The organism is Sphingomonas pruni NBRC 15498 (assembly GCF_001598455.1).
Classification (GTDB): Bacteria; Pseudomonadota; Alphaproteobacteria; order Sphingomonadales; family Sphingomonadaceae; genus Sphingomonas; species Sphingomonas pruni.
The window spans coordinates 88113-109339 of record NZ_BCYZ01000007.1; the positions used below are offsets into that span (position 1 = coordinate 88113).

The 21227-nt window shown below is 65.4% G+C and carries 22 protein-coding genes; 13 read left to right on the forward strand and 9 right to left on the reverse strand.

Annotated elements, in window-relative coordinates; all coding sequences use genetic code 11:
- The first annotated feature begins 35 nt into the window (after positions 1–35).
- Positions 36–1214: a vWA domain-containing protein gene (locus tag SPR01S_RS03410; RefSeq protein WP_066584934.1), complete on the forward strand. Its 1179-nt coding sequence runs from the start codon at positions 36–38 to the stop codon at positions 1212–1214.
- A 26-nt stretch (positions 1215–1240) separates the two neighbouring features.
- Here the strand turns inward: SPR01S_RS03410 and SPR01S_RS21435 are convergent, their stop codons facing one another.
- The 4 genes from SPR01S_RS21435 to SPR01S_RS03425 all read right to left on the reverse strand — a co-directional run bounded on the left by SPR01S_RS21435 (position 1241) and on the right by SPR01S_RS03425 (position 3677).
- The gene (locus SPR01S_RS21435; protein WP_157081903.1) at positions 1241–1387 is read right to left on the reverse strand and encodes a hypothetical protein; all 147 of its coding nucleotides are present in this window, start codon (positions 1385–1387) and stop codon (positions 1241–1243) included.
- Between the two features lie 138 nt (positions 1388–1525).
- Positions 1526–2722 (reverse strand): exo-beta-N-acetylmuramidase NamZ family protein, encoded by a 1197-nt coding sequence (locus tag SPR01S_RS03415; RefSeq protein ID WP_066584937.1) that lies wholly within the window; start codon positions 2720–2722, stop codon positions 1526–1528.
- Positions 2723–2823: 101 nt separating this feature from the next.
- The gene (locus SPR01S_RS03420; RefSeq protein WP_245661850.1) at positions 2824–3384 is read right to left on the reverse strand and encodes a DOMON-like domain-containing protein; all 561 of its coding nucleotides are present in this window, start codon (positions 3382–3384) and stop codon (positions 2824–2826) included.
- Positions 3381–3677: a GIY-YIG nuclease family protein gene (locus SPR01S_RS03425; protein WP_066584944.1), complete on the reverse strand. Its 297-nt coding sequence runs from the start codon at positions 3675–3677 to the stop codon at positions 3381–3383. The genes SPR01S_RS03420 and SPR01S_RS03425 overlap by 4 nt, the downstream gene beginning before the upstream one ends.
- A 100-nt stretch (positions 3678–3777) precedes the next feature.
- Between SPR01S_RS03425 and rimO the strand changes: the two genes are divergently transcribed.
- Positions 3778–5106 carry a 30S ribosomal protein S12 methylthiotransferase RimO gene (gene rimO, locus SPR01S_RS03430; RefSeq protein ID WP_066584946.1) on the forward strand — a complete coding sequence of 443 codons (1329 nt, stop codon included), beginning with the start codon at positions 3778–3780 and terminating at the stop codon, positions 5104–5106.
- An 84-nt stretch (positions 5107–5190) separates the two neighbouring features.
- On the forward strand, positions 5191–6192 hold the full coding sequence (locus tag SPR01S_RS03435; protein ID WP_066584949.1) for a hypothetical protein: 1002 nt from the start codon (positions 5191–5193) through the stop codon (positions 6190–6192).
- Here SPR01S_RS03435 and SPR01S_RS03440 read toward each other — a convergent pair.
- Positions 6189–7031: a LysR family transcriptional regulator gene (locus SPR01S_RS03440; protein WP_066584954.1), complete on the reverse strand. Its 843-nt coding sequence runs from the start codon at positions 7029–7031 to the stop codon at positions 6189–6191. The two genes, SPR01S_RS03435 and SPR01S_RS03440, sit on opposite strands and share 4 nt — an antisense overlap.
- 85 nt (positions 7032–7116) lie before the next feature.
- Here SPR01S_RS03440 and SPR01S_RS03445 point away from each other — a divergent pair, with 85 nt between their 5' ends.
- Genes SPR01S_RS03445 through SPR01S_RS03455 form a run of 3 tightly spaced genes read left to right on the forward strand, consistent with a single transcriptional unit; the run spans position 7117 to position 10671 of the window.
- Positions 7117–7776, forward strand: a complete 660-nt coding sequence (locus SPR01S_RS03445; protein ID WP_066584956.1) for a hypothetical protein — start codon at positions 7117–7119, stop codon at positions 7774–7776.
- A 59-nt stretch (positions 7777–7835) separates the two neighbouring features.
- The gene (locus tag SPR01S_RS03450; protein ID WP_066584958.1) at positions 7836–9239 is read left to right on the forward strand and encodes a serine hydrolase domain-containing protein; all 1404 of its coding nucleotides are present in this window, start codon (positions 7836–7838) and stop codon (positions 9237–9239) included.
- A 43-nt stretch (positions 9240–9282) separates the two neighbouring features.
- A complete protein-coding gene (locus tag SPR01S_RS03455) occupies positions 9283–10671 on the forward strand; it encodes a leucyl aminopeptidase family protein (protein WP_066584960.1) in 1389 nt (462 codons plus the stop codon).
- Positions 10672–10725: 54 nt separating this feature from the next.
- On the opposite strand, the gene SPR01S_RS03460 is transcribed toward SPR01S_RS03455, so the two are convergent.
- Genes SPR01S_RS03460 through tpiA form a run of 3 tightly spaced genes read right to left on the reverse strand, consistent with a single transcriptional unit; the run spans position 10726 to position 12686 of the window.
- On the reverse strand, positions 10726–11346 hold the full coding sequence (locus SPR01S_RS03460; RefSeq protein WP_066584961.1) for a DUF937 domain-containing protein: 621 nt from the start codon (positions 11344–11346) through the stop codon (positions 10726–10728).
- 33 nt (positions 11347–11379) lie between these two features.
- A complete protein-coding gene (locus SPR01S_RS03465) occupies positions 11380–11937 on the reverse strand; it encodes a cupin domain-containing protein (RefSeq protein ID WP_066584962.1) in 558 nt (185 codons plus the stop codon).
- Positions 11934–12686, reverse strand: a complete 753-nt coding sequence (gene tpiA / locus SPR01S_RS03470) for a triose-phosphate isomerase (RefSeq protein WP_066584964.1) — start codon at positions 12684–12686, stop codon at positions 11934–11936. Before tpiA ends, SPR01S_RS03465 begins: the two co-directional genes overlap by 4 nt.
- A gap of 166 nt (positions 12687–12852) precedes the next feature.
- Between tpiA and SPR01S_RS03475 the strand changes: the two genes are divergently transcribed.
- Together SPR01S_RS03475 and SPR01S_RS03480 are read left to right on the forward strand one after the other, a co-directional pair.
- Complete coding sequence (locus SPR01S_RS03475; RefSeq protein ID WP_066584966.1) at positions 12853–14829, forward strand: peptidylprolyl isomerase; 1977 nt, start codon at positions 12853–12855, stop codon at positions 14827–14829.
- A 4-nt stretch (positions 14830–14833) separates the two neighbouring features.
- Positions 14834–16342: an anthranilate synthase component I family protein gene (locus SPR01S_RS03480; protein WP_066584968.1), complete on the forward strand. Its 1509-nt coding sequence runs from the start codon at positions 14834–14836 to the stop codon at positions 16340–16342.
- Positions 16343–16344: 2 nt separating this feature from the next.
- Here SPR01S_RS03480 and SPR01S_RS03485 read toward each other — a convergent pair whose 3' ends face one another.
- On the reverse strand, positions 16345–16767 hold the full coding sequence (locus tag SPR01S_RS03485) for a hypothetical protein (RefSeq protein WP_066584972.1): 423 nt from the start codon (positions 16765–16767) through the stop codon (positions 16345–16347).
- A 144-nt stretch (positions 16768–16911) separates the two neighbouring features.
- Between SPR01S_RS03485 and SPR01S_RS03490 the strand changes: the two genes are divergently transcribed.
- The 5 genes from SPR01S_RS03490 to SPR01S_RS03510 all read left to right on the forward strand — a co-directional run bounded on the left by SPR01S_RS03490 (position 16912) and on the right by SPR01S_RS03510 (position 21211).
- Positions 16912–17496, forward strand: a complete 585-nt coding sequence (locus SPR01S_RS03490) for an anthranilate synthase component II (RefSeq protein ID WP_066584975.1) — start codon at positions 16912–16914, stop codon at positions 17494–17496.
- Between the two features lie 115 nt (positions 17497–17611).
- Positions 17612–18607, forward strand: coding sequence for an anthranilate phosphoribosyltransferase (gene trpD, locus SPR01S_RS03495; protein ID WP_066584977.1), 996 nt, complete (start codon positions 17612–17614; stop codon positions 18605–18607).
- Positions 18604–19392 (forward strand): indole-3-glycerol phosphate synthase TrpC, encoded by a 789-nt coding sequence (gene trpC, locus SPR01S_RS03500; RefSeq protein ID WP_066584980.1) that lies wholly within the window; start codon positions 18604–18606, stop codon positions 19390–19392. The genes trpD and trpC overlap by 4 nt, the downstream gene beginning before the upstream one ends.
- A gap of 45 nt (positions 19393–19437) precedes the next feature.
- Complete coding sequence (gene moaC, locus SPR01S_RS03505) at positions 19438–19956, forward strand: cyclic pyranopterin monophosphate synthase MoaC (protein WP_281178762.1); 519 nt, start codon at positions 19438–19440, stop codon at positions 19954–19956.
- 67 nt (positions 19957–20023) lie between these two features.
- A complete protein-coding gene (locus SPR01S_RS03510) occupies positions 20024–21211 on the forward strand; it encodes a molybdopterin molybdotransferase MoeA (RefSeq protein WP_066584983.1) in 1188 nt (395 codons plus the stop codon).
- Positions 21212–21227 lie beyond the last annotated feature (16 nt).

Below are 21227 nucleotides of genomic sequence, written 5' to 3' on the forward strand. Positions count from 1 at the left end.
TGAGTACCGCACTCGGGGTGCGTAAGACCATACCCATGTTTCTGAACTTCCTCGACGAGCTTCGCGCCGCCGGCATTCCGGCAAGCATGAAGGAGCACCTCATCCTGCTCGAAGCGCTCGACAGGGACGTGATCGATCGCACGCCGGAGGATTTCTATTATCTCAGCCGCGCAGTCTATGTGAAGGACGAAGGCCTGCTCGACCGCTTCGATCAGGTCTTTGCCAAGGTCTTCAAGGGCATCGCCACGACCTATGGCACCCAGCCTGCGGAAATCCCCGCCGACTGGCTGAAGGCGATCGCCGAGAAATATCTCTCGCCCGAGGAGATGGAGCAGATCAAGTCGCTCGGCTCGTGGGACGAGATCATGGAAACGCTCAAGAAGCGCCTGGAGGAACAGGAAAAGCGCCATCAGGGCGGCAACAAATGGATCGGCACCGGCGGCACCAGCCCCTATGGCAATTCGGGCTACAATCCGGAAGGCGTGCGGATCGGCGGCGAATCGAAGCACGGGCGCGCGATCAAGGTGTGGGACCAGCGCGAGTTCAAGAATCTCGACAGCACGCGCGAGCTGGGCACCCGTAACATCAAGATCGCGCTCCGCCGCCTGCGCCGCTTCGCTCGCGAGGGATCGGCCGACGAACTCGATCTCGACGCGACGATCGAGGGCACCGCGCGGCAGGGCTGGCTCGACATCCATATGCGGCCTGAGCGGCACAATGCCGTCAAATTGCTGCTGTTCCTCGACGTCGGCGGATCGATGGATCCGTGGGTCAAGCTCTGCGAGGAATTGTTCTCGGCGGCGACGTCCGAGTTCAAGAACATGGAGTTCTTCTACTTCCACAATTGCCCCTATGAAGGCGTGTGGAAGGACAATCGCCGCCGCTTCACCGAGCGCACGCCGACCTGGGACGTGCTGCACAAATTCGGTCACGATTATAAGCTCGTGATCGTCGGCGACGGATCGATGAGCCCCTACGAGATCACGCACCCTGGCGGCTCGGTCGAACATTTCAACGAGGAATCGGGCGCGGTGTGGCTGCACCGGCTGAACACCACATATCCCGCCGCGGTCTGGCTCAACCCGATCAAGGAGGAGCAATGGGGGTATTCGCAATCGATCAAGATCGTCCGCGAACTGATGAACGACCGCATGTACCCGCTGACACTCGCGGGACTCGATGATGCGATGCGCGAGCTGACGCGCAAGAGGTAAGACTGAAGTCTAGAACAAGTCGAGCGTTAGCACGCCTCGAGCTGCGTGAGTTTTTCCTGAAACTTCTCGGCGAGCTCCAGCCTGCGGGCGCGCGCTTCTGCGGTCACCGCATTCTTCGCGGCGATGCGCTCCTGCGCGACCCGGCGCGCATAAAAACGAATATCTGATTCCATTGGTGCGATCCCGATCCCCGCGATTCGGTTATCCACAGACCATGTCACGCTAATGACGCGATGCACCCGTTTTGGGATCAAAGGGGAGCGACTCGCGATAGAATGCGGTTTTGAGGGCGTTTTCGGCCTATCCGATGGTCAATAGAGCAGGTGTGGGCGCCGCGCTTCGGCCCAGACTGCCTCATCGGGAACGGTGAGCGAATCGAGATCGCCCGGCAGCGCCGCCGCATCGTCGACCCATTCGCGCAGATCGGGACCGCCGTTGATGACGTCGATCGCCAGTTTGTCGAAGACATATTCATACGCGAAATCGCGCCAGAGATCGTAATCGCCGTACAGCGTACGGATCGCCTTGAATGCCAGCGCTTGCACCCGCCACGGGCGGAACGCGTCGTGATCGTACGCGGCACCCTCTGCGTGGATGAACACGCCGCTGCACAACCGACCGACATGCTTGTGAAAAGTCGGCTGAAACCAGATGTCGCGCAGCGTGCAGCCTTCGAGCCATTGCGGCGCGAATCGTCGCATCTCCGCGATCAAGGCGCGGGCGTCGATATCGGGCGCACCGAACAGTTCGAGCGGGCGTGTGGTCCCCCGCCCCTCGCTCAAATTCGTGCCTTCGAGCATCACCGTCCCTGCATAAGCGCGGGCCATATTGACGTTGGCGGCATTGGGGCTGGGATTGATCCAGGGCCGCTCGGGGGGCCAACCGAAACCGGGCGCGGCATCGGGTTGCCAGCCCTCCATCGCGATTACGCGATAGTCCACATCGAGCTTGTAATTGTCGATGAACCAATGCCCCATCTCGCCCAGGGTCATGCCGTGCCGCATCGGCATCGGCCCCGCCCCGACGAAGCTTTCCCAGCCGGGCCGCAGGGTCAGTCCCTCGATCGGGCGGCCCGCGGGATTGGGGCGATCGAGCACCCAGACCGATTTGCCATGCGTCGCCGCTGCTTCGAGCACGTAGAGCAAGGTCGTGACGAACGTGTAGATGCGGCAGCCGACATCCTGAAGGTCGATCAGAATCGTATCGAACGTGCCCATCGACTGGCCAGTTGGCCGACGTACCTCGCCGTATAAACTGAACACCGGCATGCCGTAGGTCGGATCGGTGAAGTCGGGCGACTCCATCATATTGTCCTGCAGGTCGCCGCGCACGCCGTGCTGCGGGCCAAACACCGCCGAGACGTTGAGCCCCGTTGCGACCAGCGCGTCGAGCGAATGCGTCAGGTCCGCGGTGACCGAAGCGGGGTGCGCAAGCAAGGCGACACGCTTGCCCTCGAGCGGTTTGCAAAGGTCAGGCTCAGCGAGGAGCCGGTCGATACCGAATTTCACGATGCAACGCCCCTTACTCTACGCCTTCCCGGCGAAGGCCGGGGCCCAGCCTCGGCCCGATCGTAACTGGGCCCCGGCCTTCGCCGGGGAAGCGTAAGGGGTCAAGCCCGATCAGGCGCAGCCAAGTGCGCGAGGAAGCAATTCGCGTTGTGGAAGTCAGGTGGGCCGTCAGGATGTTGGAGCGCCCAATAGGATTTGGTTCCATCGGTAGCTTCGATGACCACTGTCAGGCCGAGAAGCCAGTCGGCATCGGCGATGTCGTTCAGCTCAACGTCCGCGGCCAGCGTCGGCGATTGCCAGGACAAGTGGGGAACCGCCGCGGCGTTCCGCATGCCCGCGCGATGGCCGGTGAACTGATAGGACGCCCACCGACCCGACGGCGAGAGATTGATTTCGACGTAACCCACCTGCCCCGCGGGCTGGACGAAGGCCTCGAAACAGGTGTGCATCCACAGCTCATCGGTCCGCGCCGGCGGCCTCGGCTCGGGCCACAGTACGCGATCGAGCGCGCCATCTACTGTGTAGCGCAGCGACAGGATCGCGCCGTTTCGAGCGATTTCGACTCCAATCGCCGTTACAGCGAGACTTGGAAAAGCAGGATGCGGGACCAGCCGCTCACGCATCCCCGGCGAAGGCCGGGGCCCAGTTGCGACGTCAATCATGGCAGCGCGATCCGATCAAACAAATCTTCCCACTCCGGGTTCATGCCCTCGATCTCGCGCAGCTTCCAGGCGCGTTGCCATTCCTTCATCTGCCGCTCGCGGAGCCGAGCGGCCGCGAGTTCTGAATGTTCCTCGTACCAAACTAGGATCTTGCAGCCATATCGTTTGGTGAAGCCGTCGATCACACCGTTGCGATGTTCGTAGGCGCGGCGAACGAGGTCGTCCGTCGATCCCATATAGATCGTGCCGTTCCGCCCACTCGCCATGATGTAAACATAGGACGGCATTTCCATCGCAAGGTTCCCGACGCTGGGCCCCGGCCTCCGCCGGGGAGGCGTATTTGTTGCTGCTCTAGTAAAATTAGCGGATGTCGCCTATGTGCGCGGCCTTCCAATGGCTACTATTCTCCCCTCCCCGCCCCGCGTGGGCATGGTCTCGCTCGGCTGTCCCAAGAACCTGGTCGACAGCGAGCGCATCCTGACCAAGCTGCGCAGCGACGGCTATCAGATTTCGCCGGACTATGCCGGCGCGGACGTCGTATTGGTCAATACGTGCGGCTTCCTCGATTCCGCCAAGGAGGAAAGCCTGGAAGCGATCGGGGAGGCGATTGCCGAGAATGGCCGCGTCATCGTCACCGGCTGCATGGGCAAGGAAGCCGAGGTCATCCGCACCCGCTTCCCCGACGTACTCGCGATCACCGGCGCGCACGAATATGAGCAGGTCGTGGGCGCGGTGCACGACGCGGCGCCGATGCCGCCCAACGCCTTTCTCAACCTTGTGCCCGAAAGCGGACTCAAGCTCACCCCGCGCCATTACAGCTATCTGAAAATCTCCGAGGGCTGCAACCATCGCTGCGCCTTCTGCATCATCCCGTCACTGCGCGGCGACCTGGTCAGCCGGCGTCCCGATGCGATCCTGCGTGAGGCTGAAAAGCTGGTCGAAGCGGGGACCAAGGAACTGCTGGTCATCAGCCAGGACACCTCTGCTTACGGTGTCGACATCAAGCACCATCCGCGCATGTGGCACGGCCAGGAAGTCCGCGCCCACATGACCGACCTGGCGCGCGAGCTCGGCAAGATCGCGCCCTGGGTGCGGCTGCACTATGTCTATCCTTACCCGCATGTCGATCAGGTCATCCCGCTGATGGCCGAGGGGTTGGTGCTGCCCTATCTCGACATTCCGTTCCAGCATGCCAGCCGCAACGTGCTCAAGCTGATGCGCCGCCCGGCAAATGAGGCGAAAGTGCTCGAGCGGATCAAGTCGTGGCGCGCGATCGCCCCCGACATCGCGATCCGCTCGACCTTCGTGGTCGGCTTCCCTGGCGAGACCGACGAAGATTTCGAGTATCTGCTCGATTGGCTCGACGAGGCTCAGCTCGATCGCGTCGGCGCGTTCCGCTTCGAGCCGGTCGAGGGCGCCGCGGCGAACGCCCTGCCCAATCCGGTGCCCGAAGAGGTCAAGGAAGAGCGCTACGCCCGGATCATGGAAAAGACCGCGGCGATCAGCGCGGCCAAGCTCGCCGCCAAGGTCGGTCGCACTCTGCCGGTGATCATCGACGCGGTCGATGAGGATGGCGGTGCCACTGGCCGCAGCCAAGCCGACGCACCCGAGATCGACGGTGAGGTGTTCCTGCGCGATGCCGGACATCTCGCGGTCGGCGATATCACCCCGGTACTGATCGAGGACGCCGATGAGCACGATTTGTACGGCGTGCCGGCCTGATTTGTCGGGTATGTCGGGCTGATCTGTCCCGATCTCGGACAGGGCTATTGCCAGATGCCGCGCGCCACCTAACAGAGTGGCGTCATGAAGATATCGGCTATCCTGTTCGGGCTGATAGTGGCGCTGATCGCGCCCGCGGCGTCGGCGCAAGTCGTGTCCGCGCCGTTGCAGAAGATCGTCACGCCGGTCGATCCGATGACGATGGGCACCGACGATTTCGCCCGGCTGGCAAATCCCGCGATCTGGGACGGGCTGTCGGTCAACCGCATCGAGTTCCGCGAGGATCGCGCGTTCTGGCGGCTCTATCGCATCGTCAATCTGCGCCATCCTGACGGCCCGTTGTGGTTCGTTCCGCACGACAACGAGAATGCCGCATTCCAGGCGGCGGTGTTCGCGGTGCGATCCTATGGCGGCGTCGTTATCGCGATCGAGGAAGCGCGCTCGGTCGACGGGCCCGACAGCCGAATGAATCCCGATGTTGCTTATGGCCGCGCAATCGACCCGAACCGCAATTTCCGCGACGATACGCCCAATTACGCTGCCACCGTCCTGGCGGACCTGGGCGCTCCGCCGCGGCTGATCGTCGCGCTCCACACCAACGAGCCCGGGTACAGCGCTTCGGAATCGACCTGCACGCCGCCCGACGCGGGCTATACCGGCAAGGGCGAGATTTCTGTCCTGTTGTGCAGCGACCTCTATTCGCCGCGGCCATCGATCAGCGCCGCCTGGCCGTTCGACGATACCGACAGCGTCGCCATCGTCTCCTATCTTGGCGACCGTAGCCCATCGAGCGGCTTCTGCGCGCGGCCGCTGTCCGATGCCGACATGAACATCATGTTCGAGCATGTCGTACAGAGCGACGGATCGCTGTCCAACTACGCTTTGTTCCGCGGCCTGCCCTATGTGAATCTGGAGACCCAGGATCGTGGCACCGATCCGATCGGACTTGGTGATGCGCGATCGCGGCTGCTCGCAATGATCGGCACGGTGATGAGGCGTTGCGCGCCGGTCCAAGGCATCGCGCTACGGCTACCAGCTCCGCCGGTCCGCACGCAGCCTTCCGCCAAGCGCAAGAAGCATCATTAAGCGAGCAATTCGCGGATCGTTGCTGCCTCGGGCAAGGCTAACGCTCCCCCGATGCCGCAAAGATACAGCGTATTCGGAGCCCGTCCCGCGTTTGCGGGCTCAAGCCCGGCGGCAAGGCAGGCGTCGAGCGGAGCGATCGTCGCCCCCCGTCCGGCGCGGACGCTGATCAGGGCTTCTTCCAGTTCGCTGCAATGGTCGTGACGGATCAGTGACCCGGGCTGGCAGCCGAACACGCGGTCGAACCAATGACCGAACACATAATCATATTCGTCATAAGTGACGAAGCGTAGCCGCTCGATCGCATCGAGACTGCTGACATCACCGACAGCGCCCACCAGCACGGCTTCTTCGCCGGCAAGCTCGACCGATTCGACCGGTACCGCGGTCACCGCGCGATACGTGACGGCCAGGTCGATCTCCCCTGCCAGCAACGCCGCAAGCAGATCGTCGTGCGATCCGGTGCGAAACAGGATCGGCCGCTCACCCGGCATGGTTGCGAACAGACGCGGCGCGAGCCGGTAGCGGCCGAAGCCGGTCACCGCACCGATCCTGAGCGGCGTGACGAACCCTTCGTCGCGATTGAGATAGACTCGCACCCGGTCGATCTCGTCGAGCGCGCGGCCGATCGTATCGAACAGCACCCGTCCTTGCGGCGTCAGCCGAAGCGAGCGGCCCGATCGCTCCATCAGCGTCACCCCGACATCGCGCTCGAACCGGCGGAGATCGGCATGGACCGCCGGTGCCGACTTGCCGATAGCGCGTGCCGCCGCGGCGATCCCGCCGGCGCGCGCAACCGCGTGGAATATCGCCGCCCGTCGCAGATCCGCACCCTCGAACATTCCGCTTTACCTAACGATTATCTCCTATCTTTCGAATTACGGAATTATCGATGCGAGTCTAGATTGCGAGCGAAGGAGAAATCCGATGCTTGTCCGAACGTTGCTCGCCTGTCTGCCGATCGCCATCCCCGCCGTCGCGGCCGCGCAATCGGGCGGCACTGCGCATCTCTATGCATACACGGTGAAGGACCGGGCGGCGTTCGAAGCCGGCTATCGTCAACATCTGCGCTGGCATGCGGCGCATGCAGATAGGCTCGCCTGGTTTGCGTGGGACGTGACGCACGGCGATCGCGCGGGCGTCTTTGTCGATGGCACGTTCGGGACGACACCCGACGGTCTCGCGGGCCGCCCCGATCCCAAGGGCGACGTTGCCGACTTCCGGGCCAATGCCGGCCCCTATGTTTCCGCGACCGGCGATGAAGGTTGGGAATTGTGGCGCGAAGCGAGCCGCGTGACGCCGCTCGAACAGCGGCGACCGTTGGCCTATGCGCACGTCTATATGATTGCGGCGGAGGATAAGGCCGCCTTCGAGGCCGCGGTTGCCGCTCAACAGCTGCAAGGCGCGACCTGGTATCGCAGCCTCGATGGCGCGCCAGGACGCTATCTGCTGATGCTCCCGGCACGGTCGCGCGGCGCTCCGCCGCCTTTGTCGCTGAGCGGCGGCCCGGTGCGCACGCTCCGCGCCGAAACCTGGCAGTACGTGCCGCGCCTCGCGCTCATGCCTGGCGCGCCGCTGCTCCCCTGATTGCGCGCGGCGAATGGCGGCTTATAGCGAGCGGGCCACTCATTCGGAGCGACCCGTCGATGCGCTTTCTGCCGCTTGCCCTGCTTCTCGTTGCCACGCCCGCCATCGCGCAGGACCTCGCCCCAGCCGACACCACCAAGGTCGATGCGATCGTCACCGACACCTTGGCGCGCAACGGCGTGCCCTCGGCGTCGATCGCGATCGTGCGCGGCGGACGGATCGTCTATGCCAAGGCCTATGGCAAGCAATCGGAGACGGTCGCGACGCCGCGCAGCGAGGCGCCGTACCAGATCGCCTCGATCTCCAAGCAATTCACTGCCGCCGCGATCCTGATGCTGGAGGATGAGGGCAAGATCAGCCTCGACGATACTGTCGCCAAATGGGTGCCCGGCATCACCGACGGCGACAAGATCACTATCCGCCAGCTGCTCAGCCACACGTCGGGCCTGCAGGATTACTGGCCGCAGGATTACAGCTTCGCGGCGATGGAAAAGCCGGTCACGCCGCAGCAGATCGTCGACCGCTGGGCGAAGAAGCCGCTCGATTTCGCGCCGGGCACGCAATGGCAATATTCGAATACCGGCTATGTCGTCGCCGGGATGATCGTCGAAAAGGCGGCAGGCAAGCCGCTCCTCGCCTATCTGCAGGACAAGGTGTTCAAACCGTTGGGCATGAAGGTGATCGACCAGGATCTGGCGGTCGGCAAAGGCTTTCCGCAAGGCTATCACCGCTATGCGCTCGGCCCCGTTCGGGTAGAAAAGCCGGCGGCACGCGGTTGGCTCTTTGCCGCGGGCGAACTCGCCATGTCGGCAAGCGATCTCGCCAAATGGGATATCGCGCGACTGAACCGCAGCGTGATGCCGGCGGATGACTGGCAGACGCAGGAAACGCCGGTCCTGCTAACCAGCGGCAAGTCGACCAATTACGGCCTGGGGGTCTTCACGGGCACCGCCAAGGGGCATCGTTACGTCGAACATACCGGCGAGGCGGTCGGCTTTCTGTCCGAGAATATCGTCTATCCCGATGACAAGGCGGCCGTCGTGGTGCTGGTCAATTCGGACTTTTCCGACGCCTTTACCGGCATTGCGAGCCAGATTTCCGAGCTGATACTGCCGCCGGCCAGCGGACCTGCGGCCGCCGGCGACGCCGAGACGGCGAAGACCGCGCAGGCGCGCGCGATCTTCGACCAATTGCGCACGGGCAAACTCGATCGGGCAACGATGACCGAGGATGCCAATTACTATTTCGACGCCACCGCGATCGGCGATTACCGCGACAGCCTGGGCAAGCTCGGTGACCCGACGTCATTCACGCTGGCGCGGCCCGCGCGGCTGCGCGGCGGCTTCGTCAACCGCAATTACAGCGTCACTTACCCGAACGGTACCAAGCTGTCGGTGGTGACCTATGCCGAGCCCGAGGGGGCCGGACGCTACGAACAGTTCATCGTGATGCCGGCCGATTGAGCCGCGTTTCTCCGATCGACCCGCTTACCAACGAGACACTCGCATGACCGACTTTGCCGCCCTCCTCCAACCAGACCGCGGCCAGTCCGCGCGCACGATCGAGGTCGTCCATCCCGACGGATTTGCCGACTGGCTGGCCGCGCAACCGCCGCGCGTGCGTGCGATGGTCGCCGCCGCCCGCGTGACGGGCAAGGCGGGCAACAAGGCGATCCTGCCCGGCGAGGGCGTCGAGGACTGGTCGGTGCTGCACCTCTGTGACGAGGATGCCAACTCGCCATGGCGGATCGCATCCCAGCCCGATTTCCTGCCGGAGGGAACCTATCGACTGAAGGGCGGCGATGTCGGACCCGCCGGCCTCGGCTGGCTGCTCGCGCAGCATCGTTTCGATAAATATACCAAGCCTGACAAGGACAGTGCGCCACGCGTCCTGTTGAGCAGCGATCCTGCCGCGATCGACGAGACAGTCAGGCTGGCGCAGGCGACCGCTCTGGTTCGCGACCTGGTCAATCTCGGCTCGTCCGACATGGGACCTGCCGAGCTCGAGGCCGAGGCGGCGAAGCTGGCCAAGACATTCGACGCCACGCTGACGGTCACGCGCGGCGATGCGCTAGCGACGGGCTATCCGATGATCGACGCCGTCGGACGCGCCGCCGCCAAGCACCGCGCGCCGCGGTTGATCGAGATCGAATGGGGCAATCCCAAACATCCGCGCGTTGCGGTGCTCGGCAAGGGCGTCTGCTTCGATTCGGGCGGTCTCGATATCAAGCCAGCGAGCGGCATGCGCCTGATGAAGAAGGACATGGGTGGTGCCGCCCACGCGCTGGCGCTGGCCAATTTGATCATGGGAGCGCGGCTGCCCATCCGCCTGCACGTGCTGATCCCGGCGGTCGAGAATGCGATTTCGGCCGATGCCTTCCGCCCCGGCGACGTGCTGAAGACGCGCAAAGGATTGACCGTCGAGAACACCAACACCGATGCCGAGGGGCGGCTGGTGCTCGGCGATGCGCTGACCAAGGCGGGTGAAGCGAAGCCCGAGCTGGTGATCGACTATGCCACGCTGACCGGCGCGGCCCGCGTCGCGCTCGGCCCCGATCTGCCCGCAACCTTTATCAGCGACGACGCGCTGGCGTCCGACCTGATCGGGGCCGGCACCGCGGTCCACGACCCGTTGTGGCGGCTGCCGCTATGGGACGGTTATGACGAATATCTCAAATCCGACATCGCCGACCTGATCAACGCGCCCGACAATGGCTATGCCGGCGCGGTCACCGCTGCCCTGTTCCTGCGCCGCTTCGCGCCCGAGGGCGTGCCCTGGGCGCACCTCGACACCTTCGCGTGGCGGCCGACCGCCAAGCCGGGACGTCCCAAGGGCGGCGATGCTCTGGGCGTGCGCGCCGCCTGGGCGATGCTGAAGAAGCGCTACGCAAGCTAAGCTGAGCCATGCGCCTCCCCAGCGAAGGTCGGGGAGGCGTTAATAGAAAACCGGTCAAGCCGACCGACCGCCGCCGCGCACCATGCCGAGGATGTCGTCGAGCGGATTGCCGTCGTGATTGGCGTCGAGCATCGACGCCAGCCCGCCGAGGCTGCCGAAGATGCCGCCGGTCGGCGCGGCAGGTGCCGCCGGGGCGGCGGGCGCGGCGCTCGCGCCGCTGCCGGCAATCATCGAGGTGAGCACGCTCGCGGCGATGCCGCCGAGCATGCCGCCGCCCATCTTTTTCGCTACCTGTTGCGCGACCAGCCCGGCGACGATCGGCAGCATCGCCTTCAGGACCGTGTCGCTGATCCCGGTTTGCGCCGAGGCGGCCGTGGCGACCGAGCGGCTGACATCCTTCGACCCGAAAATCTGGCCGAGCACGGCATTGCCGGCATCGGTGTCGGTGGCGGGGGAAGTGGTCGTGGCAGCAATACCGGCGACCGATCCAAGGCCGCCGCCCTGTTCGACCTTCTTCAATCCGCCAAGCACGGCCGGTAGCAGGGCGCCGACCGCGGCATTGGCCTGATCTGGCGTCAGCCCGAATTGCTGCGCGAGCGCACCGACATCGACTTGCGGTGCTGCCCCGGCGTCACCGCCGGTCGCCTGCTGTAGAAGCTGTCCCAGGATATCCATGACTGCGACTCCTTGAACGCGAACCGCCCGCGATCAGGCGGCGGTCGAGCGTACCGCGTCGATCAGGACGAAGGCAATGCGCGCGAGGTGATCCGACCTGTTTTCCCACCCATGCGGCGTTCCCCGCTGGATCAGGATGTCGCCCGCGTGCAGAACCGTCTCGTCGCGGTCCATCACCGCGACGATCTCGCCCTGCAGCACGATCGCGTAATCGACCGTGTCGGTAGTGTGCATGCTCGCCGAGCGCGTGCTGCCCTCGTGGTGATCGGCATCGGGATAGAGCGCGGCGAACACCGCCTTGACCATCGCCGCGCGCTGTTCGGGCGTCGCGTCGCCGATCGGCGGGAAGTCGATCACACGGAGCACCGTGCCGCGATTTGGCGGCAGCACGCCGCGATGCTCGGCAATGTCGTCGGGCGCGTCGATCGCGCTCGGTGCCGCATGCGTGAGCCACATATTGGTGCTGCGATAGGTCGAACCCGGCAGGACGAACTCGGCTGGGCTGGGTCCGTCCTGGACGATGTAAGACTGGCCGTCCGCATCGATCGCGGTAACGACGCGGTGTGGCGCCGGCAGAGGTCCGTCGGTCATGCCGACAGCGCCTTGGCCGCCTGGATGATCGGGACGAATTTGTCCGCGGTCAGGCTGGCGCCGCCGACCAGCGCGCCGTCGACATTCTCGAGCGCCAGGATTTCCGCGGCGTTGGCGGGGTTGGCCGATCCGCCGTAGAGAATGCGCATGTCGGATGCGCCGTCGCCGATCATTTGCTGCAGCTTGGCACGTATGATCGCGTGAATCGCCGCGATCTCGTCCATCGTCGGGGTCCGACCGGTGCCGATCGCCCAGCACGGCTCATAGGCAACCGTCAGCCAGTCGCCATGCGCATCGTCGGGCAAGGATTCCTCGGTCTGCGCCCGCACGATATGCGCCGCGCGGCCGGCATCGCGCTCTTGCTGCGTTTCGCCGACGCAGAGGATGACCTTCAAGCCATGGCGATGCGCTGTCGCCGCCTTGAGATAAACGTCATGGCTGGTTTCGTGCTGATCGCTGCGGCGTTCGGAATGGCCGACGATGGTGAAAGCGGCGCCCGCTTCCCTGACCATGCCAGCCGAAACGCAGCCGGTATGTGCGCCATCGTCGTCCTGATGCACGTCCTCCGCGCCGATCGCCAGATTCGGCGCGCGGGCATGAGCCGGCGCGATCAGCGTCGCCGGCACCGCGACCGCGACGTCGATCCCCGGCGCCGCGGCGGCGGCGGCCGCGATGCCGTCGAGTTCGGCCAGTGCCGCAAGGCTGCCGTTCATCTTCCAATTGCCTGCGATCAGCTTGCGCCGTGTCATGTGTCCTCCCGTTTTATGTATCCCCCGATAACGCCCACAAGAGCGTGCGCAAGCGTCGTGCTCGATGCTCGGCACAGCGTTGCCAGGCATGATCTCAGGGCATTGCCGGTTATGAGCACACGTCCTAAAGCGTCCGCTCGTTTTTCAGGACCAACGATCGGGCCCCATGCTCACTTTCTTTCGCAAGATCATCTTTTCGCGCATCGGCGCGCTCGTCACGCTGGTCGTCGTCGGCCTGATCGGCGTAGCATTCGGGCTGGGCGACGTCACGGGCCTGAGGTCCAACTCGCTAGGCGGACAGAGCGCCGCGACCGCGGCGACCGTCGGCAGCGACACCGTTTCGGTGACCGATCTGCGCAATACCACCGACGGCATGCTCAACATGTATCGCAACCAGGCGCCGCAGCTCACCATGGCCGAATTCATCAGCCGTGGCGGACTCGACGGTCCGTTCGAAAGCCGCCTGACCTCGATGGCGATGGAACAGTTCGGCCACAGCCAGGGCATCCGCGTCGGCAAGTCGTTGATCGACAACCAGATCGCGAACATTCCCGGCGTTCGAGGGCTGGACGGCAAGTTCGACAAGGACAATTACAACCGCCTGCTGGCGATGCTGAAGTCCAACGACCAGCAATTTCACGAGCAAATGGGCCGCGACCTGATGACCCAGTTGATGCTCGGCCCGATCGCGGCCAATGCGACGGACAAGTTCAAGGGTCCGGCAGGCGTAGCGACGTTCTACGCATCGATGCTGCTCGAAAAGCGCAACGGCACCGTCGCCTTTGTCGACACCAAGAAGATGCCGGCGGGCGCGCCGGTCACCGATGCCGAGGCGCAAGCTTATTACACCCGCAACGCGCCGCGCTACACGATCCCCGAACGCCGCTCGGCCCGCTACGCGCTGATCACGCTCGACGAACTCAAGAAGCGCGCCACGCCGACCGACGACGAGATCGCCAAGGCTTATCAAGCGCAGAAGGCGAAGTTCGACGCGGGTGAAAACCGCTCGCTCAAGCAGGTCGTGTTGCAGGACCAGAAAGCCGCCACCGATCTCGCGGCGAAGGTCCGCGCCGGCACGGCGATCGAAGCCGCCGCCAAGGCGCTGGGCCTCGAGGCAGCGGCGATCAACGACGTCAACAAGACGGCTTATGCCGGCCAGGCGACGCCCGCCTTGGCCGATCAGGTGTTCGGCGCCGCGCAAGGTGCGGTGATCGGCCCGGTCAAGACGCCGCTCGGCTGGGTGGTCGCGCATCTCGACAAGATCACCAAGGTCGCGGGCAAGACGCTCGACCAGGCCAAGCCCGATCTGGTCAAGGAACTCACCGACCAGAAACTGGCGACCATTGCGCAGGCCCTGCGCGATCAGATCGAGGATGCGATCACCAATCGCCAGACGCTCGACCAGATCGCGGCCAAGCTCAGCCTGACCGTCCAGACGACGGCGCCGCTGACCGCCAACGGCACCGATCCGACGGCTGCGACTCCGGTCAAGCCCGATCTCAACCAAGCGGCGCTCTACCAACTCGCCTTCCAGTCGGAGACCGATGACGATCCTCAGCTGGTGCCCTATGGCCAGGACGGCAGCTTTGCGGTCGCGAAGCTCGACAAGGTGATCCCGGCGGCGGCACGGCCGTTCACAACGATTGCCGACCAGGTGAAGAAGGACGTGGTCGTCGACCGCCAGGTCAAGGCCGCGCGCGATGTCGCCAACGCGATCACCGGCAAGGTCAACAAGGGCGTCCCGCTCGCCCAGGCGATGGCCGATTCGGGCATCAAGCTCGATGCGACCAAGCCGATATCGGCCAATCGCGCGCAACTTTTCGCGTCCAAGCAGCCGCCCGCCCCGCTCGTCCTGCTCTTCAGCAAGCCCAAGGGCAGCGCGTCGCTGGTGGAGGCGCCTTATAAGGGCGGATGGTTCGTCATCGTCGTCGACTCGGTCGAAAAGGGCAACGCGGCCGGCAATGCGCAATTGGTCGACAAGATGCGCGGCGATCTGGGCGCGAGCCTGGGCGACGAATATCGCCAGCAATTCGCCCGCGCGGTACGCGACAAGATCGGCGTGAAGAAGAACGACGCCGCGATCGCCGCATTGCGCCGCGACCTGCTCGGTCAGGGCAGCGACGGCAGCGACCAGCAGCAATAAAGCGATGGTCGAAGGAGCCGACGCTGCGCTGACCGCACTCGCGGCCGGGCGCCCCGCGCTCGTCTGGCGGCGCCAGGTCGCGGATACCGAGACGCCGGTCGCCGCCGCACTGAAACTGATCGAGCCCGAGCGGGGCGACTTCCTGCTTGAGTCGGTCGAAGGCGGCGCGGTGCGCGGGCGTCACAGCCTGTTGGGGCTCGCGCCCGATCTGGTGTTCCGCGCGGACGGCGAGCGGGCGGCGATCAATCGCCATTGGCTGACCGATCGCACCGCGTTCGAGCCTTGCGCCGAACCGACGCTGGCCGCGTTCCGCTCGCTCGTCGCCTCGTGCCGGATGGACGACGTTCCGCCCGAACTGCCGCGCGCATTGGCCTGCCTGGTCGGCTATTTCGGCTATGAGACGGTCGGACTGGTCGAGGACCTGCCCCGGCCCGCGGATCCCGGGCTTGGCCTGCCGGACATGATCTTCGTGCGGCCGACAACAGTGTTGATCTTCGATCGGCTGGCCGATCAATTGTTCCTGGTGGCGCCACTCTGGCCCGATAGTGGCATCTCCCCCGAGGCGGCGCTTGCGCTTGCCGAGGAACGGATCGACGGCGTCGCCGCCAAGCTGGCGAGCGCCCCGATCCCGGCGGCGCCGCGCAGCGACCCGAGCGACATCGCGCTGACCCCGGTCCTGCCGGACGGCGCGTATCGCGAGATGGTGCTGAGAGCGAAGGACTATATCGCTGCCGGCGATATCTTTCAGGTCGTCCTGGCGCAGCGTTTCACCGCACCTTTCGCCCTGCCGCCGATCGAACTCTATCGCGCGCTTCGCCGCGTAAACCCCTCGCCATTCCTCTATTTCCTCGACTTGCCCGACTTCGCGCTGTCGGGATCCAGTCCCGAGATCCTGGTGCGCGTGCGCGACGGCGAGGTAACGATCCGCCCGATCGCCGGCACGCGCCCGCGTGGCAAATCGGCGACCGAGGACGAGGAGAATCGCCGCTCGCTGCTCGCCGATCCCAAGGAACGCGCCGAGCATCTGATGCTGCTCGACCTCGGCCGCAACGATGCCGGGCGCGTCGCCGCGCCCGGTACAGTCAAGGTGACCGACAGCTATACGATCGAGATGTACAGCCATGTGATGCACATCGTCTCGAACGTGGTCGCCGAACTCGATGGCAACAAGGACGCGGTCGACGCTCTCTTCGCAGGGTTTCCGGCCGGGACGGTTTCAGGCGCGCCGAAGGTTCGCGCTTGCCAGGTCATCGCCGAGTTGGAGCCCGAAGCACGCGGCGCCTATGCCGGCGGGGTCGGCTATTTCTCCCCGGACGGATCGATGGATTCGTGCATCGTGCTGAGGACGGCAGTGGTCAAGGACGGCGTCATGCATGTCCAAGCCGGTGCCGGGATCGTCGCCGACAGCGACCCGGTCTACGAACAGCGTGAGTGCGAGGCCAAAGCGGGCGCGCTGCTCGCCGCAGCCCGCGAGGCGATCGCCCGGGCGGGCGACGCCCGCTTCGGGCAATAGCTTTACTGGTCGTCCGACTGACCGTTGGCCTTGGCGCGGCGCTCAGCCGCCCAGGCCCGCGCCGCCGAGCGCGCGCAGCCGGTCTGGCCACCCGATCCCACTGGTGAGCAAGTATCGGGAAGGCCCGCAGCCTCTCGGCTGGTCTGTTCGTCGGCAGCGACGCGATTGACCCAGCTTTGCCGTGCGGGCGGGATCGGGCCGGCGCCGCGCAATGCCTTCGGGATGCGATAGGGATCGTCCACGGTCGTGCACACGACGATTTCGTCGCCAGTGGATGGCGGGCATTTCTGATCGGGCTCGACGATCACGGACCGGATTCGCTTGACGGGCTGGCCGGTATCGGCCTGCTTATCGGTCTTATCCTGTGCCATCGCACCGACGGGGACGGTCAGTAGAGCCAAAGCGGCAAACGCAGTACGAATCATCGATGCGACCTTTCCTTGGGCACTTGAACGCGCCCTAGATAGGATCGATCCCGTATCATTCCAGCGCTGGGCAGGCCGAAACACGGCAAAACGAGGGCGTGACGACGATTGTCGCGGTGCAGCGAAAGCGCTAGCGGGGCGGCAATGATTTTGGTGATCGACAATTACGACAGCTTCACCTGGAACCTGGTCCATTATCTGATGGAGCTCGGGCAGGACGTGCAGGTCGTGCGAAACGACGCGCTGACCGCGCGCGACGCCCTGGCGAGCAATGCCGAGGCGTTCCTGATCTCGCCCGGCCCCTGCACTCCCAACGAAGCCGGAGTCAGCCTGGACCTGGTCGCCGCCGCTGCCGAGGCGGGGCGGCCGCTGCTTGGCGTGTGCCTGGGGCACCAGTCGATCGGCCAGCATTTCGGCGGCCATGTCGTGCGCGGCGGGCTGATGCACGGCAAGACGTCCGCGATCACGCATGACGCGACCGGCGTGTTCAAGGGCGTCCCCTCGCCATTCCAGGCGACCCGCTACCATTCGCTGGTGGTCGAGGATGTCCCCGCCGAGTTGATCGTCAATGCCCGCGCCGAGGATGGCTTCGTAATGGGCTTCCGTCACGCGAGCCTGCCGATCCATGGCGTGCAATTCCATCCCGAAAGCATCGCTACCGAGCACGGGCATCAATTGCTCGCCAATTTCCTCGAGCTTGCCGGTCTGAAGGCGAAGGCGCTGGCGTGATGGTGGGACACCATTCTCCCCTCCCGTTTACGGGAGGGGTCGGGGGAGGGTCTGTTATCCAGGCCGACCTTGGAACACGCCCTCCCCTAGCCCCTCCCACAAGCGGGAGGGGAATATGACGACCTTGGCCCCCCTCCCCGATCCCTCGACTCCCCTGTCACGCGAATCGGCGGCACAGGCATTCGCTGACATCCTCGACGCCAAGACCTCCGAAGAGGCGATCGCTGAATTCCTGATCGCGCTGACCGATCGTGGGGAGACCAGCATCGAGATCGCCGAGGCGGCCCGCGCCTTGCGCGATCGACTGATCCCGATCGACGCGCCTGCCAATGCGATCGATGTCTGCGGCACCGGCGGCGATGGCCATCACACGCTCAACGTCTCGACCGCGGTGAGTCTGGTGGTCGCGGCGAGCGGCATCCCCGTCGCCAAGCACGGAAATCGAGCGGCAAGCTCGAAGGCAGGCGCCGCCGATACGCTGGAGGCGCTGGGGCTCGACATGGAACGCGCCGGCGCGCTCGCCCAGGCGACGCTCAACGATCTCGGCATCTGCTTTCTGTTCGCCGCCAACCATCATCCGGCAATGAAGCGCATCACGCCGATCCGCCGCCGCATCGGTCGCCGCACGATCTTCAACCTGATGGGTCCGCTCGCCAATCCGGCGCATGTCACGCGCCAGCTGATCGGCATCGCGCGGCCCGATTACACCACAACCTATGCCGAGGCGCTCGAGCAGCTCGGCACCGAAGCGGCGCTCGTCGTGTCGGGCGAGGAAGGGCTCGACGAGGTATCCGGCGCGGGCCCGACCGTCGCCGTCAGCGTCGGCCGACTGTCGCTGCCGGGGCACATCACGCCTGAAGATGCCGGGCTGCCGCGGCATCCTATCGCCGCGATCCATGGCGGCGACCCTGCGTATAACGCCGCGGCACTGCGCCGATTGTTGCAGGGCGAGCATGGCGCCTATCGCGATGCCGTGCTGATCAACGCCGCCGCGGCGTTGGTCGTCGCGGGCGCCGCCGACACGCTCGCAGAAGGTGCCGAGGAAGCCGCCGAGACGCTCGACAAGGGCCTCGCCAATGCGCTGCTCGATTGCTGGATCGCTTATAAATGACCAATATCCTCGACCGTATTCTCGAAACCAAGCGTGCCGAAGTCGCCGCGAAGAAGGCCACGACGTCGCTCGCCAGCCTGGAAGCGATGATCAGCCGGCGCGACACGCCGCGCGGGTTCAGAAAGGCGCTCGACAAGAAGGCGAAGGCCGGCCCGGCACTGATTGCCGAGGTCAAGAAAGCTAGCCCCTCCAAAGGCGTGATCCGCGAAAATTTCGATCCGTCGGCGCACGCGCTCGCGTACCTCAAGGGCGGGGCCACCTGCCTGTCAGTGCTGACCGACGAACGATATTTCCAGGGGGACGATTCCTATCTCGCGCTGATCCACCAGACCGTGCCACTGCCCCTGCTACGCAAGGATTTCATGATAGATCCGTGGCAAGCGCACGAAAGCCGCGCGCTCGGCGCCGATGCGATCTTGATCATCGTCGCGGCGCTCGACGACGCGCGCATGGCCGAGATCGAGGCGGCGGCGACCGATTGCGGGCTCGACGTCCTGGTCGAAGTCCATGACGAGAAGGAACTCGACCGCGCGCTCAAGCTCAAGTCGCGGCTGATCGGGGTCAACAATCGCGATCTGCGCGATTTCACGGTCAGCTTCGATCGGACGTACGAGTTGGTCGGCCAGGCACCGAAGGATTGCACGTTCGTCGCCGAAAGCGGCCTGTCCTCGCGCGCCGATCTCGACGCGATGCGCGCCCATGGGGTGAACTGCTTCCTGGTCGGCGAGAGCCTGATGCGCGCGGAAAATATTGCTGCGGCGACAAGGGAGTTGCTGGGGGCCTAATCTCCCCTCCCGCTTGCGGGAGGGGTCGGGGGAGGGCATGTCTCGATGATGCCTGAGGTTGACACCCCCTCCCCTAGCCCCTCCCGCAAGCGGGAAGGGAATCTGACTCACCTCGACGATGCCGGCGCAGCACGGATGGTCGACGTGTCCGGCAAGCTGGAAACCGAGCGCCGCGCGATCGCGACCGGACGCATATCGATGTTGCGCGAAGCCGCGGCCGCGATCGGTGCCGGCGACGTTCCGAAAGGCGACGTCCTCGCCGCCGCGCGCATCGCCGGCATCATGGCGGCGAAGCGCACCGGCGAGCTGATCCCGCTGTGCCATCCGTTGCCGATCACCAGCGCCGCGATCGATCTGAATGTCGAGGAAGACGGCGTGACCGCGACCGCGACGATCACCACCACCGGCCGCACCGGGGTCGAGATGGAGGCCATGACGGCGGTCTCGGTCGCGCTGCTGACGATCTACGATATGGCCAAAGCGATCGACAAAAGCATGGTGATCGGCGCGGTCCGCTTGCTGTCGAAGACCGGCGGCAAGTCGGGCGACTGGACAGCGCCCTGATCCTTTGATCAGCTTGGCGCGGCACAGCGCTGGCGGTGGAGCGATGCGCTGTGGCATGGCGTAAACGATGAACCCGCTACTCTCCGTCGCCGATGCCCAGGCCCGTTTGTTCGCGCTGGCGCCGTGCGTCGCCAGCGAGCGCGTGCCACTCGCCGCGGCAGCGGGGCGCTGGACCGCCGAACCAGTGATCGCCCTGCGCGCCCAGCCCGGCGCCGACCTGTCGTCGATGGATGGCTATGCGATCCGGTTCGACGACTTGCCAGGACCCTGGCGCGTGATCGGCGAGAGTGCCGCGGGACGTGCCTTTGGCGGCTCGATCGGGCGCGGAGAGGCGGTGCGGATCTTCACCGGCGCGGCCATGCCCGCGGGCGCCGACAGCGTGCTCGTCCAGGAGGAGGCCGACCACGATGGCGATACTTTAACCCTTGCCGGCGAGGGACCGCCACGTCGCGGTGCGAGCGTGCGGCGCAGGGGACTAGATTTTGACCAAGACACGGAGCTGATCGCGGCCGGCACTCGCCTCACCCCCGCCGCGATCGCGCTCGCGGCCACCGGCGGGCATGGGGCGCTCAAGGTCAACCGTCGCTTGCGCATCGTCGTCCTGGCAACCGGCGATGAGCTTGTCGCGCCCGGCACGGCGAGCGACGATCCGTTGGCGCTTCCTGAGGGCAATAGCGCGATGCTGGCGGCGATGCTCGCCGACCTGCCCGTCGATGTAACCGTGGCCGGGATCGTTCCCGATCAACTCGACGCGTTGGTCGCCGCGTTCTCCGGCGCCAGCGCCGATATCGTCGTCACCACGGGTGGGGCATCGGTCGGCGATCACGACCTCGTCCGCCCCGCGCTCGAGGCGGCGGGCGGAGCCGTGGATTTCTGGCGCATCGCAGTCCGGCCGGGAAAACCGATGCTCGCGGGTCGCCTGACGAACGCCATGGTGCTGGGCCTGCCGGGCAATCCGGTATCGGCCTTCGTCACCGCCACTCTGTTCCTGCGTCCGCTGATCGCGGCGATGGCCGGCGCAGCCGATCCGTTGCCGCACCCGCTCCGCGCGGAGCTCGCCGAACCCCTTCCCGCCAACGACCACCGCCAGGATTATCTGCGTGGAACGTTCGTCGACGGCCGGGTCTCGGCTGCCGCCATGCAGGACAGTTCGATGCTCGCGACGCTGGCGCGCGCGATGTGTCTGATCGTCCGGCCGCCACACGCACCGCCCGCCGCCATCGGCGATACAGTGGACATCCTGCCGCTCGCTTGACTTGGTCCGTAACGTT

Excerpts from the sequence above, each read along its gene's own strand:
- SPR01S_RS03410 (WP_066584934.1), top strand. The coding sequence starts at position 36 with ATGTTTCTGAACTTCCTCGACGAGCTTCGCGCCGCCGGCATTCCGGCA.
- rimO (WP_066584946.1), top strand. The coding sequence starts at position 3,778 with ATGGCTACTATTCTCCCCTCCCCGCCCCGCGTGGGCATGGTCTCGCTC.
- tpiA (WP_066584964.1), bottom strand. The coding sequence starts at position 12,686 with ATGACACGGCGCAAGCTGATCGCAGGCAATTGGAAGATGAACGGCAGC.
- SPR01S_RS21435 (WP_157081903.1), bottom strand. The coding sequence starts at position 1,387 with ATGGAATCAGATATTCGTTTTTATGCGCGCCGGGTCGCGCAGGAGCGC.
- SPR01S_RS03490 (WP_066584975.1), top strand. The coding sequence starts at position 16,912 with ATGATTTTGGTGATCGACAATTACGACAGCTTCACCTGGAACCTGGTC.
- SPR01S_RS03460 (WP_066584961.1), bottom strand. The coding sequence starts at position 11,346 with ATGGATATCCTGGGACAGCTTCTACAGCAGGCGACCGGCGGTGACGCC.
- SPR01S_RS03420 (WP_245661850.1), bottom strand. The coding sequence starts at position 3,384 with ATGATTGACGTCGCAACTGGGCCCCGGCCTTCGCCGGGGATGCGTGAG.
- moaC (WP_281178762.1), top strand. The coding sequence starts at position 19,438 with ATGATGCCTGAGGTTGACACCCCCTCCCCTAGCCCCTCCCGCAAGCGG.
- trpC (WP_066584980.1), top strand. The coding sequence starts at position 18,604 with ATGACCAATATCCTCGACCGTATTCTCGAAACCAAGCGTGCCGAAGTC.
- SPR01S_RS03450 (WP_066584958.1), top strand. The coding sequence starts at position 7,836 with ATGCGCTTTCTGCCGCTTGCCCTGCTTCTCGTTGCCACGCCCGCCATC.
- SPR01S_RS03445 (WP_066584956.1), top strand. The coding sequence starts at position 7,117 with ATGCTTGTCCGAACGTTGCTCGCCTGTCTGCCGATCGCCATCCCCGCC.
- trpD (WP_066584977.1), top strand. The coding sequence starts at position 17,612 with ATGACGACCTTGGCCCCCCTCCCCGATCCCTCGACTCCCCTGTCACGC.
- SPR01S_RS03475 (WP_066584966.1), top strand. The coding sequence starts at position 12,853 with ATGCTCACTTTCTTTCGCAAGATCATCTTTTCGCGCATCGGCGCGCTC.
- SPR01S_RS03485 (WP_066584972.1), bottom strand. The coding sequence starts at position 16,767 with ATGATTCGTACTGCGTTTGCCGCTTTGGCTCTACTGACCGTCCCCGTC.
- SPR01S_RS03440 (WP_066584954.1), bottom strand. The coding sequence starts at position 7,031 with ATGTTCGAGGGTGCGGATCTGCGACGGGCGGCGATATTCCACGCGGTT.
- SPR01S_RS03480 (WP_066584968.1), top strand. The coding sequence starts at position 14,834 with ATGGTCGAAGGAGCCGACGCTGCGCTGACCGCACTCGCGGCCGGGCGC.
- SPR01S_RS03435 (WP_066584949.1), top strand. The coding sequence starts at position 5,191 with ATGAAGATATCGGCTATCCTGTTCGGGCTGATAGTGGCGCTGATCGCG.
- SPR01S_RS03455 (WP_066584960.1), top strand. The coding sequence starts at position 9,283 with ATGACCGACTTTGCCGCCCTCCTCCAACCAGACCGCGGCCAGTCCGCG.
- SPR01S_RS03425 (WP_066584944.1), bottom strand. The coding sequence starts at position 3,677 with ATGGAAATGCCGTCCTATGTTTACATCATGGCGAGTGGGCGGAACGGC.
- SPR01S_RS03465 (WP_066584962.1), bottom strand. The coding sequence starts at position 11,937 with ATGACCGACGGACCTCTGCCGGCGCCACACCGCGTCGTTACCGCGATC.
- SPR01S_RS03510 (WP_066584983.1), top strand. The coding sequence starts at position 20,024 with ATGAACCCGCTACTCTCCGTCGCCGATGCCCAGGCCCGTTTGTTCGCG.